Source organism: Pontibacter actiniarum, from assembly GCF_003585765.1.
GTDB classification, from domain to species: domain Bacteria; phylum Bacteroidota; class Bacteroidia; order Cytophagales; family Hymenobacteraceae; genus Pontibacter; species Pontibacter actiniarum.
Window position 1 is genome coordinate 3841900 of the sequence record NZ_CP021235.1, and the last position, 16589, is coordinate 3858488.

17 protein-coding genes are annotated in these 16589 nt (G+C 54.0%); 11 read left to right on the forward strand and 6 right to left on the reverse strand.

All coding sequences use genetic code 11. The annotated features are described in order from the left end of the window. Positions 1–55 precede the first annotated feature (55 nt). The gene (gene polA / locus CA264_RS16580) at positions 56–2902 is read left to right on the forward strand and encodes a DNA polymerase I (protein WP_025608511.1); all 2847 of its coding nucleotides are present in this window, start codon (positions 56–58) and stop codon (positions 2900–2902) included. A gap of 222 nt (positions 2903–3124) precedes the next feature. Here polA and CA264_RS16585 read toward each other — a convergent pair whose 3' ends face one another. Together CA264_RS16585 and CA264_RS16590 are read right to left on the reverse strand one after the other, a co-directional pair. Further along, positions 3125–4462, reverse strand: a complete 1338-nt coding sequence (locus CA264_RS16585; RefSeq protein WP_025608512.1) for an SGNH/GDSL hydrolase family protein — start codon at positions 4460–4462, stop codon at positions 3125–3127. Between the two features lie 19 nt (positions 4463–4481). Further along, complete coding sequence (locus CA264_RS16590; RefSeq protein ID WP_025608513.1) at positions 4482–5717, reverse strand: OmpP1/FadL family transporter; 1236 nt, start codon at positions 5715–5717, stop codon at positions 4482–4484. A gap of 369 nt (positions 5718–6086) precedes the next feature. Between CA264_RS16590 and CA264_RS16595 the strand changes: the two genes are divergently transcribed. Beyond that, positions 6087–6983, forward strand: coding sequence for an NAD(P)/FAD-dependent oxidoreductase (locus CA264_RS16595; protein WP_025608514.1), 897 nt, complete (start codon positions 6087–6089; stop codon positions 6981–6983). A gap of 411 nt (positions 6984–7394) precedes the next feature. Here the strand turns inward: CA264_RS16595 and CA264_RS16600 are convergent, their stop codons facing one another. Then, positions 7395–8207 carry a cyanophycinase gene (locus CA264_RS16600; protein WP_025608515.1) on the reverse strand — a complete coding sequence of 271 codons (813 nt, stop codon included), beginning with the start codon at positions 8205–8207 and terminating at the stop codon, positions 7395–7397. A gap of 110 nt (positions 8208–8317) precedes the next feature. After that, the gene (locus CA264_RS16605) at positions 8318–9178 is read right to left on the reverse strand and encodes a sterol desaturase family protein (RefSeq protein WP_025608516.1); all 861 of its coding nucleotides are present in this window, start codon (positions 9176–9178) and stop codon (positions 8318–8320) included. A 337-nt stretch (positions 9179–9515) separates the two neighbouring features. Here CA264_RS16605 and CA264_RS21910 point away from each other — a divergent pair, with 337 nt between their 5' ends. The 3 genes from CA264_RS21910 (at position 9516) to CA264_RS16610 (ending at position 10722) form a co-directional block, all read left to right on the forward strand. Continuing rightward, positions 9516–9680: a hypothetical protein gene (locus CA264_RS21910; protein WP_157593720.1), complete on the forward strand. Its 165-nt coding sequence runs from the start codon at positions 9516–9518 to the stop codon at positions 9678–9680. Positions 9681–9738: 58 nt separating this feature from the next. Next, positions 9739–9903 carry a hypothetical protein gene (locus CA264_RS21915; protein ID WP_157593721.1) on the forward strand — a complete coding sequence of 55 codons (165 nt, stop codon included), beginning with the start codon at positions 9739–9741 and terminating at the stop codon, positions 9901–9903. 429 nt (positions 9904–10332) lie between these two features. Further along, positions 10333–10722, forward strand: coding sequence for a hypothetical protein (locus CA264_RS16610; RefSeq protein ID WP_157593722.1), 390 nt, complete (start codon positions 10333–10335; stop codon positions 10720–10722). 75 nt (positions 10723–10797) lie between these two features. Here CA264_RS16610 and CA264_RS16615 read toward each other — a convergent pair whose 3' ends face one another. Beyond that, on the reverse strand, positions 10798–11355 hold the full coding sequence (locus tag CA264_RS16615) for a hypothetical protein (RefSeq protein ID WP_025608518.1): 558 nt from the start codon (positions 11353–11355) through the stop codon (positions 10798–10800). A 411-nt stretch (positions 11356–11766) separates the two neighbouring features. Between CA264_RS16615 and CA264_RS21920 the strand changes: the two genes are divergently transcribed. Together CA264_RS21920 and CA264_RS16620 are read left to right on the forward strand one after the other, a co-directional pair. Further along, positions 11767–11925, forward strand: a complete 159-nt coding sequence (locus CA264_RS21920) for a hypothetical protein (RefSeq protein ID WP_157593723.1) — start codon at positions 11767–11769, stop codon at positions 11923–11925. A gap of 60 nt (positions 11926–11985) precedes the next feature. Beyond that, positions 11986–12384 (forward strand): hypothetical protein, encoded by a 399-nt coding sequence (locus CA264_RS16620; protein WP_025608519.1) that lies wholly within the window; start codon positions 11986–11988, stop codon positions 12382–12384. Positions 12385–12538: 154 nt separating this feature from the next. Here CA264_RS16620 and arfB read toward each other — a convergent pair whose 3' ends face one another. Continuing rightward, entirely contained in the window at positions 12539–12949 is a 411-nt protein-coding gene (arfB, locus tag CA264_RS16625) for an alternative ribosome rescue aminoacyl-tRNA hydrolase ArfB (RefSeq protein ID WP_025608520.1), read from the reverse strand. 424 nt (positions 12950–13373) lie between these two features. Between arfB and CA264_RS16630 the strand changes: the two genes are divergently transcribed. From CA264_RS16630 to CA264_RS16645, 4 genes are all read left to right on the forward strand, one after another. Continuing rightward, positions 13374–13754 (forward strand): sensory rhodopsin transducer, encoded by a 381-nt coding sequence (locus CA264_RS16630; RefSeq protein ID WP_025608521.1) that lies wholly within the window; start codon positions 13374–13376, stop codon positions 13752–13754. Between the two features lie 194 nt (positions 13755–13948). Continuing rightward, positions 13949–15028 carry a site-2 protease family protein gene (locus CA264_RS16635; RefSeq protein ID WP_025608522.1) on the forward strand — a complete coding sequence of 360 codons (1080 nt, stop codon included), beginning with the start codon at positions 13949–13951 and terminating at the stop codon, positions 15026–15028. Between the two features lie 67 nt (positions 15029–15095). Further along, positions 15096–15410 carry a hypothetical protein gene (locus tag CA264_RS16640; RefSeq protein ID WP_025608523.1) on the forward strand — a complete coding sequence of 105 codons (315 nt, stop codon included), beginning with the start codon at positions 15096–15098 and terminating at the stop codon, positions 15408–15410. Between the two features lie 184 nt (positions 15411–15594). Next, complete coding sequence (locus CA264_RS16645; protein WP_025608524.1) at positions 15595–16401, forward strand: alpha/beta fold hydrolase; 807 nt, start codon at positions 15595–15597, stop codon at positions 16399–16401. Positions 16402–16589: the final 188 nt, after the last annotated feature.

The window sequence follows — 16589 nt, forward strand, 5'->3', positions numbered from 1 at the left end:
GCGGGGCTGCGGCTGCAGTGGCTTCTTTTAACCCGAAATTGACTAAATTAGCAACATGAGTGAACCACGTAAGAAACTGTTTCTGCTAGATGCCCTGGCACTGATATACCGCGCGCACTTTGCCTTCAGCAAGAACCCGCGCATCAACTCAAAAGGCATGAACACGGGCGCCGCCCTTGGCTTTACCAACACGCTGGTGGAGGTACTGCAAAAGGAGCAGCCTACCCACATCGGCGTTGCCTTCGACTCGGCGGCCAAAACCTTCCGCCACGAGAACTTTGCCGACTACAAAGCCAACCGGCAGGCGCAGCCCGAGGATATCTCCATCGCCATACCTTACTGCAAGAAAATTGTGGAGGCCTTTAACATTCCGGTGCTGATCATGGATGGCTACGAGGCCGACGACATCATCGGAACCATGGCACAGAAAGCGGAGAAAGCCGGCTTCGACGTGTACATGATGACGCCCGACAAGGACTACTGCCAGCTCGTGACAGACCATATCTTCCTGTACAAACCTGCTTTTATGGGCAACGCCATTGATGTGTGGGATGTGCAGAAAGTGCTGGAGAAGTGGGAAGTGGAGCGAGTGGAGCAGGTGATCGACATACTGGGCCTGCAGGGCGACGCCGTGGATAACATTCCGGGAATCCCGGGCATCGGCGAGAAAACCGCCAAAAGCCTGATTCAGCGCTTCGGCTCCGTGGAGAACCTGATTGCCAACACAGACCAGCTGAAGGGCAAGCAGAAGGAGAACGTGGAGAAGTACGCGGACCAGGGCATGATGTCGAAAGAGCTGGCCACCATCCACTGCAACGTGCCGGTCGAGTTCAGCGAAGAAGGGCTGCACTACGACGGGCCAAACGAAGAGCAGGTAACGGAGCTGTTTGCCGAGCTGGAGTTCCGGCAGCTGGCGCAGCGCGTGCTGGGCAAAAGCCTGGGAGAGGCCGCTGCCGCACCTGCCGCCAAAGCCGGGAGAAAAGGCAAGGCCGCCGCTGTAAACCAAACGTCGCTGTTTGATGCACCTGCCGCCGCGGATGCCGCCCTGGCCGTTGCCGAGGAGGAGGTGCCGGGCGTGATGCAAAGTATAAAAACCACGCTGCAGGACTACCACCTCATCAATACCCCGGAGCTGCGCCAAAGCCTGCTCCAGTACCTGCTGAAGCAGGACGAAGTCTCCTGGGACACCGAAACCACCAGTATCGATGCGATTACGGCCAGGCTGGTGGGCATGTCGTTCTGCTACCGCCCCGGCGAGGCCTACTATGTGCCCGTACCACACCATGACCTGCAGGAGGCGCAGCGTATAGTCGACGAGTTCAGGCCCCTACTCGAGAACCCGAACATCTCCAAGGTGGGCCAGAACATCAAGTATGACATCCTGGTGCTGAAGAAGTATAACGTGGATGTACAGGGGCCGATTTTCGACACCATGCTGGCGCACTACCTGCTGGAGCCCGAGATGCGCCACAACATGGACGTGCTGGCGGAGACGTACCTCAACTACAGCCCGGTGCCTATTACCGACCTGCTGGGCCCGAAAGGCAAGAACCAGAAAACCATGGCAGACCTGGCGCCCGAAGCGGTGAAAGACTATGCCTGCGAGGATGCGGACATCACACTGCAACTGAAGCTGTACTTTGAGCCCCTCCTGCAGGAGCAGGGCCTGATGAAGCTGTTCCGGGAGGTGGAGAGCCCGCTGGTGCAGGTGCTGGCCGATGTGGAGAACGAAGGCATGAGCATTGATACGGATGCGCTGGCCGACTTCTCGACTCAGCTGGAGAGCGAGATCATCAACATAGAGAAACGTATTTTCGAAATTGCCGGCGAGCAGTTTAACATTGGCTCGCCAAAGCAGCTGGGCGAGATCCTTTTTGATAAGCTGGAGCTGCACGGCAAGTCCAAGATCAAAAAAACCAAAACCGGCCAGTATGCCACCGGCGAGGAGATTCTGGTGAAGATGGCTGCCGAGCACGAGATTGTGCGCCTGATTCTGGACCACCGCCAGCTGACCAAGCTCAAATCTACCTACGTAGACGCGCTGCCGCAGCTGGTTTGCGAGCTGGACGGGCGCGTGCACACTTCATTTAACCAGGCTGTTACCGCCACCGGCCGCCTCAGCTCCACCAACCCCAACCTGCAGAACATCCCGATCCGGACGGAGCGCGGGCGCGAGATACGCAAGGCCTTTGTTGCCCGCGACAGCAAGCACCAGATCATCTCTGCCGACTACTCGCAGATTGAGCTGCGCATTATGGCCGATTTCAGCGGCGACCCTACTATGAAAGAGGCCTTTAAAAACGGCCTCGACATCCACGCCTCTACCGCCAGCAAGGTGTTTAAGGTGCCGCTGGAGCAGGTGGATAGTGAGATGCGCCGCATGGCCAAAACGGTGAACTTCGGGATCATCTACGGCATTTCGGCCTTTGGCCTGGCGGAGCGCCTGGGCATTCCGCGCCGCGAGGCCGCCGATATCATTGAGGCGTACTTCCAGGAGTTCCCGGCGGTGAAGGAGTACATGGACAGCACGATTGAAAAGGCCCGTGAGCTGGAGTATGCCGAGACGGTGCTGGGCCGCCGCCGCTACCTCCGCGACATTAACTCGCGCAACCAAACCATTCGCGCCTTTGCCGAGCGGAACGCCATCAATGCCCCGATCCAGGGCACAGCCGCCGACATCATCAAAATTGCAATGATCAACATACATGATTACCTGAGGCAGGAGAAACTGCAGACCCGCATGATGCTACAGGTGCATGACGAACTGCTGTTTGACGCCCCGAAAGAGGAAATAGAGATCGTAACGCCGAAGATTGTGGAGCTGATGACAAATGCCCTGCCGCTCAGCGTGCCGATGGAGATCGGCCTCGGTGTGGGCGACAACTGGCTGGAGGCGCATTAAAGGTCAGTATTCGCAGGGTTGGCAGATGGGAAACAGGATATTAACTGCACTTGCGTTTGCACCGGCTGCTAAAGTATAAACCAAGAGCGCCTTGAAGTCTAAACCGCACTTTAAGGCGTTCTTTCTTAGTCCTGCTCATCCTCAAACCACGTACATCCTGATTCAGGCAACAAAAAAGGCACCTCTTGCGAGGTGCCTTTTTACTTTATTCAACCGTGCCCGTTAAGGGAATACGACTGTACGGTAGTTAGTAACGTCTACAGTCGGCACACTGGCTTTATAGTAAGAGTTTATCACACGGATAAATTCATTTGCTATAATCGCGTAACCTCTAGGTGTAAGGTGAATACCATCTAAGGAGAATAGGTTGCCACTGATGAAAGCTGGCGAGTAGGTCACCTCATCAATGTTAAACCCACCTTTGATGTTATTGAAAAACGCATTCACGTCAAACACTGCGATGTTGTTAGCATCTGCCACCTGTGCAATAACCTCGTTCAGCTGTCTCACATGCTCTTTGATCTCAGCAACCTCTGCCTGATCCAGCACTTCACTGTCTGTTAGCGGGTTAGCTGGGTGGAAGCCATGAGGAATAGCTACAGGGCCTGCAGGTGTCTGTACCTGGTCAGGGCGACCAACTTTATCTTTTGTAGTAAGCAGCACCAGGTCATCCATAGTTAGCGGGCGTACATCCGTCGGTGCCGGGCCTACTTTAATGTAAATGACAGCATCATCAGGCACTGATTCACTTTGCCTGATAGAGTTAAGGTTTACGGTTGTAAAGAAAGGCACAGCGGTAACATCCGGAATGTTAGCAACTACACCTTCTACTTCTCCACCTTTTGTAAGCGCTGCCAGCATCTGCGTATAAACAGCTCTGAAAGTTGCAACAGGGGTTTTATCGCTGAAAGGGTTTGTCGGGTCAGCAACAGCACCATTCGTAGCATAGGTCAGCACATCGTTGTTGCCAAGCCACATCGTAAAGAAGGTAGGCTGGGTTTCTGCCACTTTTTGGAGGTAGCTCTTCTGTCCTACTTCCGCATCAGTTAACAGGCGCTCAAAGTATGGGTTTACGCCACCATAAACTGGTGTTGCTGCGGAAAGAACAGATATACCCGGTACAGCAAGGTTGTTAACAGGGTCGGTAAACTTCGTAAGCCTTGGTCCGCCCGGTAGTGGCTGCACATCTCTTCTTACTGCCAGCTCAGTCGTGACAGGCTCTAGAACAGGAGAGGTTGGCGTAGGCAAACCTGCTAATCTTAAATAACCGGAACCGTTTCTTTCTGCTTCCGAGAAAAGTGGCTGCACAAACTCGCCACCACCTACTTCCTCAAACTGGTCTGCAAGTATAGCCGGGTAAGAATTAAGCTGGGCCTCACGGTACAAGCCTCCATCCTGGTAGCCAGCTGTAAGCGAGTTTCCTACAGCTACATAGTTACTAAAGTCCAGTTCTGCGCCTGCCGACGGGTTAACATCATAGTCAACCTCAGGCTCGCAGCTTGTAAACAGCACGCCGGCGAAAAGGGCCAGCACACTAGCTTTATAGATATACTTTTTCATATTAATTCAGGGAAGAAAGTTAAAAGTTGTAGTTCAGACCGATACCTGGTATGTAAGCAACAGATTTGAAAGTACCGGCCACACCGCCAGAGAACTCACCTGTATCCGTGCGCTCTTCCTTGTTGATGTACAGGAAGGAAGCATCCACGCTGAACTTGTCAGAGAAGCCGTAGCTAATACCCGCAGACAGGCCACGAGAATCTGAGTCCGGAGTCTCCGGCGTCAGGTACCCGTTCTGCACTGGCGTGTTGTCGTAGTAAGCACCCGCACGCACCATCAGGTTGTCAGTGGCTTTGTACTCGGCACCGAGGCGGTAGATGTAGGCATCGTCGTAGTTACGCTGGTTTTCAGAGAAAGGCCTGCCGGCAACCGGTTGGTCATAGTCGAAGCGAAGCTTATCGTAGGCGCTCCACCCCACGTGGCTCACGTCTGCGGCAATGGTCCAGCGCTCGGTTGGATGGTACCCTATACCTACCGACAACGTGGCCGGCAACGGCAGCTCCGCAGAGAAGGTCTTGCCCGGGAACAGCGCAGTGGCAGAGTTTGGCAGGTTGGAGTAAGTAATGTCGCCGTCCTCCACTTTCAGGTCAATTCTGGAGCGGTAGTCGATACCCAGTGAGAATTTCTCTGAAGGCTGGAAGTAGATACCCACGTTGTAGCCAAAGCCAGTGTCTGCCGAACCGTCCAGCTCAATGCCGGGCTCATTTCCGTCCGGGCCCTGAAGCGGCAGCTGGCGCTGCAGGTTTACACTACCCGTCGCCACGATCAGACCGGCACCGATACCAATTTTATCCGTCAGCTGGTAGCTAAGCGTAGGCTGGAAATAGAAGGCTGCCAATGAAAGCTCCGAAAGACCAAAACGACCATTCCACTCATCACCCCACCTCACTGTGCTGCCATACGGCGTGTACGCTCCCAAACCTGCTTTTAACTTATCGTTAATGCTAAAGGCAGCATACACCTGGAAAGGAGTTTTCACAGGGTTGTCCGCTTCGGCCGTAGCGCTTGTAAAGTTAGTAGAGCGGTAGGAGATGTATGAGACCAACGCACTGGCACCCACCGTTACGCCGTTCTCCTGCAGGTAGCTCATGGCACCCGGGTTAAAGAAGATGCTTGACGTACCGGTTTGGATACCGGTACCTGTGTGGCCCATACCTATCTGCCGCTGGCTAGCCAGGTTTACCTGGTAACCTCCGGCCATAGCCGAGGCCGAAAGAAGGGTGCCACCTAGTAAGGCTAAAATTTTGCTTTTCATAAGAACAACTTTTATAAAAGTAGGGTGATAAATAGTCTAAACAAATATATACTTATTACAGCGGCTCGCAATATTTTTTCAAATATTTTTAGAAATGAGTCGAAAAATTAAAACAAGAAACCCGCAGCCGCAGGCAACACACGTACGAAAAGCCCTCGTGCGCTCCCCAGGCTCCACCCGCTGCCACTGACTGCTGCCCGAGGCACCCCGCCCCCCGCGGCGCCGGCGCTGTAACCTGCTACTGCTCAACCTACATTCCGGGGCCTGAAGCGGACTATAGCTGCAAAGTATAACTTTATCCTCCCAGAACCTCCATCTTATTACATCACCTTTCGTTAGAATAACCTCGGAAACTGAAGAAGAAACACCATGTACGATGTGATCATTATAGGAGGCGGCCCGGCTGGCTTAAACGCAGCCATGCTCTTAGGGCGCTCCCGCCGCAAGGTAATTGTGATGGATAGCGGGAAACCCCGCAACCGCTGGGCAGAGAGGATGAACGGCTTCCTGACGAGCGATGGGATGAACCCGCGCGAGTTTATACAGAAAGGCCGCGCAGAACTGGACAAGTATGGCGTTGAGCTGGTGGATGTGGTGGTGAAGTCAGCCACCTACACCAAAGGCGAGTTTGTAGTGAACGACAGCAACGGCAAAGTATACCGCTCCCGCAAACTACTGCTGGCAACCGGCCTCAAAGACACTCTGCCGGAGCTGGAGGGCGTGGAGGAAATGTACGGCAAAAGCGTGCACCACTGCCCTTACTGCGATGGCTGGGAGAGCCGCGACAAAGCCATTGCCGTGTACGGTGGCCCCGTGCACCACGGCGTAGGCCAGGCGCTTGCCATGAAAAACTGGAGTGCCGATGTAACCCTTTACACCGATGCCATAGACGGCCTCCGCCGCGAAGACATCGAACTGCTGGAGCGCAACGAGGTAAAAATTGAGCAGGAGAAAATCGCGCGCCTCGAAGGGGAGAACGGCATGCTCCGGCACATTGTGCTGGCCAACGGGGAGAAGCGCCCGCAACAGGCCCTATTCTTTTCGCTGGGCACCGAGCAGCAGTCGGATCTGGGCGAGCAGTTGGGCTGCGAGTTCACTAGCGACGGCGTTATCCGGACCAAGAAGCTGCAGCACTCCAACATCCCGGGCCTCTTCGTAGCCGGCGACGCTGCCCGCGATATGCAAATGGTGGTGGTAGCGGCAGCCGAGGGCGCCAAGGCCGGTGTAGCCATCAATATGGAGCTGCAGCAGGAGGATAGGAAGTAAGGCTGTGCCCAACGACCCGGGGCTGTATTTGCTTGAAGATACAGCCCCCGCTCCGTTGGCCATACCTCTTGCTCAACATTCTTAGGTATCTTGGCAATTTTCTCCGGCTACAGCTTCCCGCTGCTCCCACTCTGGCGCAAGCATTCGCTTATGTCCTCTGCTGGCGCGAGTTTGCAACTCGTGCCTTAAAACGGTGTTGCGTTTGTAACTCAACTAGTTTGCAAAGCCATACCTGCTATAGCCTTGGCTGCACTGCTACAGTGGATCTTCCTTCCCATCTTTAACTACAGCTCTTACACTTAAGAATTGTGATTCTCCTTCTGGAGGCAGGAACACCGGAGAAAAGCCAGGGAGGGGTAGCTGGACCGGGGAAGGCAGTGTTATTCAACTTTCAAGAGTTACCTGCAAGCCCTACCGTACTTCCTCCACAGGGATTGGCTGGAACAGGTGCTCTTTCAGGCAATAGCGGTAGCCGTGCACGAGCAGGTGCATTTTCAGGTTTTCAACGGCAATGGGGTCGTTGTCTGCTACCTGGTGTATGTTGGAAAACTTGATGTTACTGGCATCAATCACCGTCACGACGCCCGGGCCAAACACCTCCACCTGATCTCCCTCTTTGATGATGATGCCTGTCTCTTCGCTCAGCCCGATACCGATGTACCTGGGGTCGTGGGCTACGGCATGTGCCAGCCGGCCAAACCGGCCTCTTTCGGCAAAGTGCGTATCAATAAAGATGTTGTTGATAAAAGAGCAGCCGACTGTCGTTTTCATTTCGCCCTTGATGAGGGAGTAATGCCCGTAGCCGTTGTAGATCATCCTGTCAGACATAATAGCCGCACCGGCACTGGTACCGGAAATGATGATGTCCTCGGTGCGATAGCGGCGGTGCATGATGCGCAGCAGCTCAGTGCCGTTCAGGAACTTCGCCAGCCGCACCTGGTCGCCGCCGGTAAAGAAGATGACATCGGCCTTGCTGATGCGCTCCAGGTACTCTGGCTTATCGGCCTCGTTATCCTCATCTATGTGCATAAAGTATACGCTGTGGCAACCCAGTTCCTCAAACGCTTCCTTGTAGGCGTTGCCAGACTCTTCGGGGGCGCTTGCTGCAGTGGCTATAACTTCAATATGCGAGGTCAGGGCGCAGATTTCGGAGCGGATCAGCTTGATCAGCCCATCATCATCGCCTCCGCCCAGTGCTATCAATTTTCCTTTCACGGGTTCCATAGGTACTTTTACACTTAGAATGCTAGGTTATACTGTACAAAACAGTCAGAAGTTGAGATGTGCTTCTGTATTTAGCCGCGTGTGTTCAGGCACCGCCCCGTTTGCAAGATTTACGGCAACAGCAAATGCTTCTCCTGCAGCTCCTCCCGCTCAGGCACCGTGCCATCGGGTAGCTGCCACAGCCGCTGCTTCTCAAAGGGCAGCCGGAGCAGGCGCACAGGGTGCTGCTCTGCAGGGTCGCGGTAGGAGGGCACCCCAATGGTAATGGCGTGCTGGGGCACGTTAAGGCGCAGGGTCTGGTGCAGACGGTCCCAGCCGGAAAAGATAACGGAAAAGTTACTGTTGGTTTCTCGGGCTACAATAGAGTGATGAATACCGTGCATGCGCGGGGTTACCATCAGCTTGCACAGCTGCTTTTCTACCTTGTAGGGCAGGCGCAGGTTGCTGTGGTGAAAAGCGGTGCAACCCTCAAAGATCACCTCGTAAAACAGCACTAGCGGAGCCGGCACACCCAACAGCGCCACGGCACCGCTCCGGTACGGCACCGAGGCGATGTTCTCCCCGATATGGAAGCGCCAGGCAGAGGAGAGGTCCAGGTCCAGGTCGATGTGGTGCACGTTATGGAAGCGCCAGAGCAGGTCTGATTTGTGCAGCAGCACGTGCCACAGGTAGTTAGTATAGTCCAGCAGCAGAAAGCCCAAAGTATACCTGCCCCACCCGGGCAGCCACGCCAGCAGGCCAAAGTTGCGGCGGTTAGCCCACTTGGCAGCCGCATACATTCCGGGCACGAGCAAAAGGCGCAGCGCCGGCAGCGCCGCAGCCGCCACGCTGCCGTTCTCGACCAGGCGCTCGCTCTTCGGCCGCGTACGCCGCCGTAGTTGCCGCTTTGCTTCCAGCACAAACAAAGCCGCCGCGGCCACACCCAGCAGCGGCATGCCCACCTTATCAAACTTCGGGAACATTATCTTCATCCTGTTAGCTACCACCGCAGCTGCTGTTTAGTTGCGCGTGTTGCAGCTTGGTTACCCGTATTTCGCTGGATTAGCAGCTGCTGCAGCAGTGCCCTGCACACCTGTCCGGTGCCGAACAGTAAAGTGTTCGCTACCGAACAGATGACACGGGCTAAAAAAGCAATCACCACACATATTACACTGTTTATCAACACCTTACACACAATGGCACGCAAAGTGTAATAGGTAAATCAGAAATAAAAATAATTATAGCAGACCCAAGCAACCATTAGCCCAGAGCTGCTATCTATTAAGACAGAAACAGTTAGAGAACTTTAGACCAATAACATATAAAGCCATGAAAATTGTAATCCTTATCCTAGCCATGATGTCCGGAATGGGGGCCTCTATTAAGAAGTCTGCCGATGACATGAAGAAAATCAAAGCGCACCACGAGCTCAACGAGTACAAAAGCTACCCAAACCTTTTGCCAGAGGTAGAGATTGTTGCGCCAAGCAAATAAGCTCTACCAGAACCACCCAGATCCACTACTTATCCACTACCATCTAAAAAATAAAATCATGAAAATCGTAATCCTAATCTTCGTTTTCCTCCTCGGCGTTGGCGCCTCTATCAAGAAGTCTGCAAAAGACATGAAGCAACTTAGCGCCCGCCAGGAGCTGAGCATGTATAAACACCAGCCCAACCTGCTGCCTGAGGTGGAGATCACCGCACCGAGTGTGTAACCTTAGCCAAAGCAGAACGATGAAAGTTGTTACCCTACTCCTCGCTACGCTGCTGGCCTTTGGGAGCTTTGCCTGCGAAAGCGCCTCAGGCTCCCGCGCCAGAATAGCTGCCCGCCAGCAACTACTTGCCACAACCCAGATGCCTGCTGTAACACAACATCCTCAGCCTGTACACACTCCTATAGGCTGAGGCCCTAACAAAACCTGCAGCGCCGCTGCACCTTGCCACCAGCCGATGTTACAAGCTACAGTTGCTTTTCCCCAAACAGACGTTGTCTAAGGCCTTTTACGAGTCTCGCATACCTTGAGCCAATGTTACAGGACATGCTCTAAATACCTTTCTCCCTATATATTAACTTCTTATTTTTATGGTTCATGTAGAGCCTGATGAGAAGGGGAGGAGTGTATAAGCCTGAAACAAGCATAGCGTTGGCGAATATAAAAAGACCCAAAGATGCGCGTGGCCTTGCCGCAGCCCTGCTACAACATATTGCGGCCTTGGTGGGAGCCAGTGGGGCGACCGCTGCATTGGTGCGCCCGCGCGTAGGCCTTGGTTCTTTGCCTCCGGCCACTGCGGAGCAAGACGGGCCTCTTCACAAACTCACCGCGCTAAGCCTGCGGCACTGCGCCAGGGCTCCGGAGGAGTTCCATGACCTGGCGGCCGTAGTCGGTACCGCCGACCCGGAGCAGCTGGCTTACCTGGCGGAAAGCTTGAGGGGCGGCAGGTTTGTGGAGCTGTACGTTAAAAGGGGCAAACCCTTCATCAAGATAAGCAGGCGGGGATGGCTGTACCTGAAAAGTTTGGAGAAAGTGCATTGAGCGTTACTGCCGCAAAGGCATGGCCTTGCGGTTAAGCCATGTGCCACGGTTAGAAGCCGTTCGCTTTTCCGGAGGCTAATCCTCCTTCTTTTTGAAAATATCCAGAATGCCCGATTTCTCGTCGTTCTTCTTATTCTTTTTGTTGTTCTGCTTGCCAAATGGCCACCATTCCTTCTTTTGCTTCTTCTCTTTAATAAGAACATAGCGAATCGAGACGCCGGAAGAGAGGTTTACCCAGTCTTCGTGGTTAATGTGTACGGCCGGTTTCACATCGGCGGAAAGCAGGAAGGGCAGCCCGTTTACTTTGTACTCAATGCCCAGGATGGCATCCACGCCCGAAAACACACCGTTGTCTTTCAGGTTGCCCACATGACCGCCGGCGCCCAGGTAGTAGTTGAACCGCTTGCCCAGCATCGGAAAGTGCCACTCATACAGCGCAGTGCCACTGTACTCCCGCGACCCCACCGACAGGATAGCTTCGATGGTGCCCCGCTCATGCAGCTTTTGCTGCAAGCTTAGCCCGAACCGCTCGCTTTCCAGGCGTACACCTGCGGCCGTAACGTATTTCTGTGCCATGCCCGCCATGCACACGCCGCAAAGCAGGAAAACTGTAATCAGTACTCTCTTGATCATACTCTAAGGGTGAAATCTTTATGCCGCCGCAGCCCTTCCTTGGCTGCACGCCAGCACGTTTAACGTAACCGGCTGCTCTTCTACAAAAACCAGTCGGTTGGGTTTATACTTATACTTGCCTGTGATCCGGTTAAAAACGGCAGCTTAGCCTGTGTATCGCGTACCTTCAACCTGGTCACCGATGAGGCACTTCACTTCCGGGCGTTGAGCAGACTCCTCGCTGAAGGCCAGCACCTACCTTACTGAGCAATTCATCAGCACGGCCTCCAAGACCGAAAGCGGCTCTTTACCTGATCGCCCAAAGATACTTTATTCCAGCAAGCAAACCGGTGCCTGTCACAGAAGGCGAAGCACAGCGGCTCACCAACTCAACGGAAAACTGAGTATTTGTGATATCTTATTTGCCGAAAGATGAGCGGATTTTGTACGCCGGCGGCCAAGGCGGCAACGAAACAACACACCCACGGTTTTATGAAGCAGGAGAACCAGATAAAAGGGCGCAGCGCCATACTTTCGTTTCTGGATACGTATTTAAAAGAAGGCAGCAACAGCACAAACAACTGGAGATAAACAGCTTGCGCCTTAACAGGCACTACAACCCTGTGCTGCCTCAACCTTTACGACCCACTTATGCAAGACCTGGATGAGTTAACAGAAGCGCTGTACGCGTGCATCAGCTTTGGCAAAGGCGGGCAGCCGGACCTGGAGAAGCTGAAAACATTTTTCTACAAGGGCGGCAGGCTTATAAACAACGTGGCAGCGCAGCCACAGGAGTTTACGGTAGACCAGTTTGTGGATGTTGTTGCGGAGCAGGTTAAAAACGGAAAGCTGGAGGCATTCAGTGAGCGGGAAGTTTCTTCTAAAACAGAGGTGTTTGGCAAAGTGGCGCACCGTTTCAGCACGTATGAGGCGCGGTTCGACCCCAGCAGCGCAGCTCCGTTCTCAGTAGGCGTTAACAGCATTCAGTTTATCAAGGTAAACGGCCACTGGCTAATATCCTCTATGGTTTGGGATGATGAGACAGCCTAAGGCAGCAGCGCTTAGCTGCCATGCTTTGAGTGCGCTGCTGTAGGTACCGCCGTATACTTCCCAGCGCGATCGCCCCAGCCGTTTTCCTATAGCTTTACCCATTGCCTGTTGCTTTGCACCTGCTTCGGCGCTATGCAACAGAACAGGCCCCGGATTAAAAGTCTCCGCGAAAGCCCCTGTTTGCTTTCTTCTCCGCCTGCTTTTTCTTCCCTTCCAGCCGCCGCCTTACGCTGGAGCGGGTGGGCCTGGTGGCGGTGCGCTTCTTCTGCTTGGTGAGCGCCTGCCGCAGTAGCTCAAAAAAACGCTGCATGCACAGCTCCTTGTTCTTCAGCTGGCTCCGCTCGGTTTGGCAAACCACCTGAAGGTACCCTTCGTTGTTGATGCGGTTGCTTAATTTCTCCTGCACCAGCTCTTTTTCCTCGTCCGTTAGCAAGGCCGAGTGCTGTACATGAAACCGCAGCTCTACCTTTGTATTGACCTTGTTCACGTTCTGGCCGCCCGCACCGCCGCTCCGCGATGCCTGAAACTGCAACTCCTGCTCTAAGCCTCTATTTCTCAAATTCATATATCCTCCTCTATATTCCGGTGCTGCACCTTCCGCCGCTCCTCTGGCACTCCCTTCGCACCTACGGCTTTGCAACTTTAACCATTATATTCCACATCCAACAGGCAGGGTAGGATTCTTTACCTGTAGCCGGTGCTGATTCTCACCCTTAACTGTGTGCTGCTGTACGAACGTGTGGCCGGAAAGGGTAGGCCCAGCCATAAGCGCCCTGCAGCCCAGGAGGCGCACCAAGGGCGGTTGGCACAGCTCCGGTAAGTACGCGCGGGCTGTTGGCAAAGCAGCCTTACCGTTCTCAGCAGGTTAAACCATCTAAATAAAGCACAGACCTGCAGTGCTTTGCAACCCACCTCTGAAACAAAGCCGTAGTATAGGGTGATGTGTAGCAACAGCGTGTTGCCGCACCTGTACATATAAAAACACGACTATGGAGAAACCGATAGGGCACAAGGTGTGGGCCATTGCTGAAGGCTACATCCCGCCGTACGGCAACGGCCCGGCGCCCCAGTTTACCAGCCACGAAACCGCCTGTATTCTCAACGCCTCTGATCAGGATGCCAACGTTAAACTCTGGATTTACTTCTCGGACCGCGACCCCATTGGCCCCTACAAAGTGGTGGTGCCTGCCAGGCGCACAAAGCACCTGCGCTTTAACGATCTCCGCGACCCGGAACCCGTACCCACCGACACCGACTACGCCAGCGTGATAGAGTCTGATGTGCCGGTAGTGGTACAGCACACGCGCCTCGACTCCCGCCAGGCCGAAAACGCGCTGATCAGCACGGTAGCCTTTCCTGTAGTGTCGTAGCGCCCCGGCGGCAGGCACCCCTGATCATACCTTCGCTACCCGGGAGCAGAAGGCGATACGGCTTTTGCCCGGGCAGCTGTGCCGGGCAAGAGGGCCATTTGCATCTAAGACAGAAGCCCCGGCCGTGCCTGGCGCGACAAACATTCGCCGGCCACAGCGCGTTAGATTCTTAAGAACCAAAGGGTAACAAACAGATGAAGTGGTCACTGAACTTAGGGAGGATAGCAGGTATAAAGATACTCGTGCACTGGACGTTCGCGCTTCTGCTCGGCTGGGTAGCCTTTACGGAGGTACAGCGAGGCAGCGACTTATCCGCCACCCTGCTGGCCATCGGGTTTATACTGGCGGTGTTCTGCTGTGTGGTGCTGCACGAGCTGGGGCATGCCCTCACGGCCAGAAACTACGGCATCAACACCAAGATGATCACGCTGCTGCCTATTGGTGGCGTGGCCAGCCTGGAGAAAATGCCCGAGAAGCCGAAGCAGGAGCTGCTGGTTGCCCTAGCCGGGCCTGCCGTTAACGTGGTCATCGCCTTTCTGCTCTGGTTGGTGCTGCCCTCGCTGCAAGGCATGCCGGCAGACGACTTTTTCCTGCGCATCACGGCAGACAACTTTCTCTACCTGCTGCTCTTTGTGAATGTGGTGCTTGTGCTGTTTAACGCCATTCCGGCCTTCCCGATGGATGGGGGGCGGGTACTGCGGGCGCTGCTGGCCTTTAAGCTGGGGCGGGTGCGGGCGACACAGATTGCCGCTAACCTGGGGCAGTTGCTGGCGATCTTCTTTGTGTTTATCGGCTTTTTCTACAATCCCTTTCTGATCCTGATCGGCGCTTTCGTGTTCTTCGGGGCCTACTCCGAGAACATCATTGTGCAGCACCTTGATTTCCTGCGCGGCCACAGCGTGCGCGAAGGGATGATGACCAACTACGTTACCCTTGCCCCGACCGACACCGTGCGCGAGGCGGTCGGGAAGCTGCTGATGGGGTCGGAGCACGAGTTTATCATCGAGGAGGAGGGGCGGGTAACCGGCACGCTCACCCGCTCTCAGCTGATACAGGCGGTAAAGGATGAGCAGATGGAGACGCCGGTAGCCAGGGTCATGTCATCAGAGGTGAGAACCTTTAACGTGCAGGACAAGCTGTCCGAAGCCTACACAGAGCTGCAGAAATCGCGCGCACCGCTTTACCCCGTACTCGAGAACGGCCGCCTTGCCGGCGTTATCAACACCGACAACATCAATGAGTTCATCATGATCAAATCGGCGCTGATGCACTGACCGCTTGTGCATCTCCTCCTGTTGGCGTACATTTCACAGAAGATGACAAAAACGTAAAGTAGACACGATGGGGCTGTTACTTGGGGTAATATTACCAGTGCTGCTAATCCTGCTGCCAATGATTATTCTGGTAGTGATTGGCAAGCGCAAAGCAGGGCGGGTGATGTTTGGCTTAGCTGTTTTAGGCTGTTCCCTATTAGGTGTAGCTGTTCCAATACTTGCGACTTATCTTGCAGCACAAGGGTTGATGTACAATTTTGGACCCGATGAGCCGAAATGTGTGATAGGAGCCGGCGTGTTTTTGTTCGTTGGTTACCTGGCAAATATACTAGGACTACCGATTATCGGAGTAGCTTTTTTCCCACCGAAGCAAGCGGTGTAACTTACACTTAAAGCAAAACGCCCCGCCAAATAGGCGCATGGGCAAAACTTCCTCGGCTGTCGCTCACCTTATGTGCGAGCCGTTACTACCTGTAAAGGAGCAGGGCTTACCCGCTGTTACAGCAATTTCCCATCTCCGCTAAATCCCCTATCTTCGTGTGTCACCTTCAGAAAAGACACTCCCCATGAAGCACACCCTTCCGGACGGGCACCAGCTATACTATGAAGTGCAGGGCAACCCTGATGCTGCGCAGACGCTGGTATTCCTGAATGGCCTCACGCAAACCACTACAGCCTGGGCGGGAGTGGCCTTTACGCTCGGGAAGAAGTATAAGCAGGTGCTGGTAGACCTGCTGTTCCAGGGCAAAGCAGATGCCGCGCCTGAGCCTCGCAGTTTTGAAGCCCATGCCGCGGACCTTGCACATCTGTTGCAGTCGTTACAATTGCCTGATGTTGTACTAGTAGGCATCTCTTTTGGTGGCGCTGTGGCACAACGGGTGCTGGTAAATTATCCTGAACTGGTACAGGCGGGAGTTCTGCTCTCAACTTTCGCTCAAGTAGATGCTTACTTTGAAGCCGTCTGCCATACCTGGGAAGCTGCGTTAGAAGCAGGAGGCACTGCGCTGTTGGTAGATGTGATGCTGCCGATGGTGCTGGGCCGAAGCTATTTTCTGAAGCCTGTCATCAGCATAGAAAAGCTAAGAGGTAGTAGAGCGAATCAGTCTCTGCTAAAGGAAAACGTGCTACACCAGCTAGCAGCGATAAAGGAAAGCGGTAATTACCTGAAGGAGCTGAAAAAGGTGCAGTTGCCTGTAATGCTGGTGCATGGTGAGGAAGATCAGCTTTGCCCTACTGAAATGGGAAAGGCAATGAATGACGTTCTCCCGAATGCGAAACTAGAAACTATACCAAAAGCTGGCCATACTTTAAACTTGGAAGCCGTGCCTGCACTTACTCGTCTGATAGACGCTTTTGCTGCAAGCGTAAAGTAAGTGATGTAAGTTTTTAGAAGTAAAGTTAGAACCTCTCAGTGCCCGAGACATTGCAGGCGACGGCGGCTATTTTTGAATGAATGATGCAGTGGTAAAGAGAATATTATACTTGATCCTTTCTCTTTTGTACCTTTTTACCATTCTGTAAGGATTTTGTGGGCCAGTAGCAACGGCTTTAGCGCTCCGCC

What these genes read in the sequence shown, in the direction of transcription:
- polA (WP_025608511.1), top strand. Translation starts at nt 56, where the DNA reads ATGAGTGAACCACGTAAGAAACTGTTTCTGCTAGATGCCCTGGCACTG.
- CA264_RS16585 (WP_025608512.1), bottom strand. Translation starts at nt 4,462, where the DNA reads ATGAAAAAGTATATCTATAAAGCTAGTGTGCTGGCCCTTTTCGCCGGC.
- CA264_RS16590 (WP_025608513.1), bottom strand. Translation starts at nt 5,717, where the DNA reads ATGAAAAGCAAAATTTTAGCCTTACTAGGTGGCACCCTTCTTTCGGCC.
- CA264_RS16595 (WP_025608514.1), top strand. Translation starts at nt 6,087, where the DNA reads ATGTACGATGTGATCATTATAGGAGGCGGCCCGGCTGGCTTAAACGCA.
- CA264_RS16600 (WP_025608515.1), bottom strand. Translation starts at nt 8,207, where the DNA reads ATGGAACCCGTGAAAGGAAAATTGATAGCACTGGGCGGAGGCGATGAT.
- CA264_RS16605 (WP_025608516.1), bottom strand. Translation starts at nt 9,178, where the DNA reads ATGAAGATAATGTTCCCGAAGTTTGATAAGGTGGGCATGCCGCTGCTG.
- CA264_RS21910 (WP_157593720.1), top strand. Translation starts at nt 9,516, where the DNA reads ATGAAAATTGTAATCCTTATCCTAGCCATGATGTCCGGAATGGGGGCC.
- CA264_RS21915 (WP_157593721.1), top strand. Translation starts at nt 9,739, where the DNA reads ATGAAAATCGTAATCCTAATCTTCGTTTTCCTCCTCGGCGTTGGCGCC.
- CA264_RS16615 (WP_025608518.1), bottom strand. Translation starts at nt 11,355, where the DNA reads ATGATCAAGAGAGTACTGATTACAGTTTTCCTGCTTTGCGGCGTGTGC.
- CA264_RS21920 (WP_157593723.1), top strand. Translation starts at nt 11,767, where the DNA reads ATGAGCGGATTTTGTACGCCGGCGGCCAAGGCGGCAACGAAACAACAC.
- CA264_RS16620 (WP_025608519.1), top strand. Translation starts at nt 11,986, where the DNA reads ATGCAAGACCTGGATGAGTTAACAGAAGCGCTGTACGCGTGCATCAGC.
- arfB (WP_025608520.1), bottom strand. Translation starts at nt 12,949, where the DNA reads ATGAATTTGAGAAATAGAGGCTTAGAGCAGGAGTTGCAGTTTCAGGCA.
- CA264_RS16630 (WP_025608521.1), top strand. Translation starts at nt 13,374, where the DNA reads ATGGAGAAACCGATAGGGCACAAGGTGTGGGCCATTGCTGAAGGCTAC.
- CA264_RS16635 (WP_025608522.1), top strand. Translation starts at nt 13,949, where the DNA reads ATGAAGTGGTCACTGAACTTAGGGAGGATAGCAGGTATAAAGATACTC.
- CA264_RS16640 (WP_025608523.1), top strand. Translation starts at nt 15,096, where the DNA reads ATGGGGCTGTTACTTGGGGTAATATTACCAGTGCTGCTAATCCTGCTG.
- CA264_RS16645 (WP_025608524.1), top strand. Translation starts at nt 15,595, where the DNA reads ATGAAGCACACCCTTCCGGACGGGCACCAGCTATACTATGAAGTGCAG.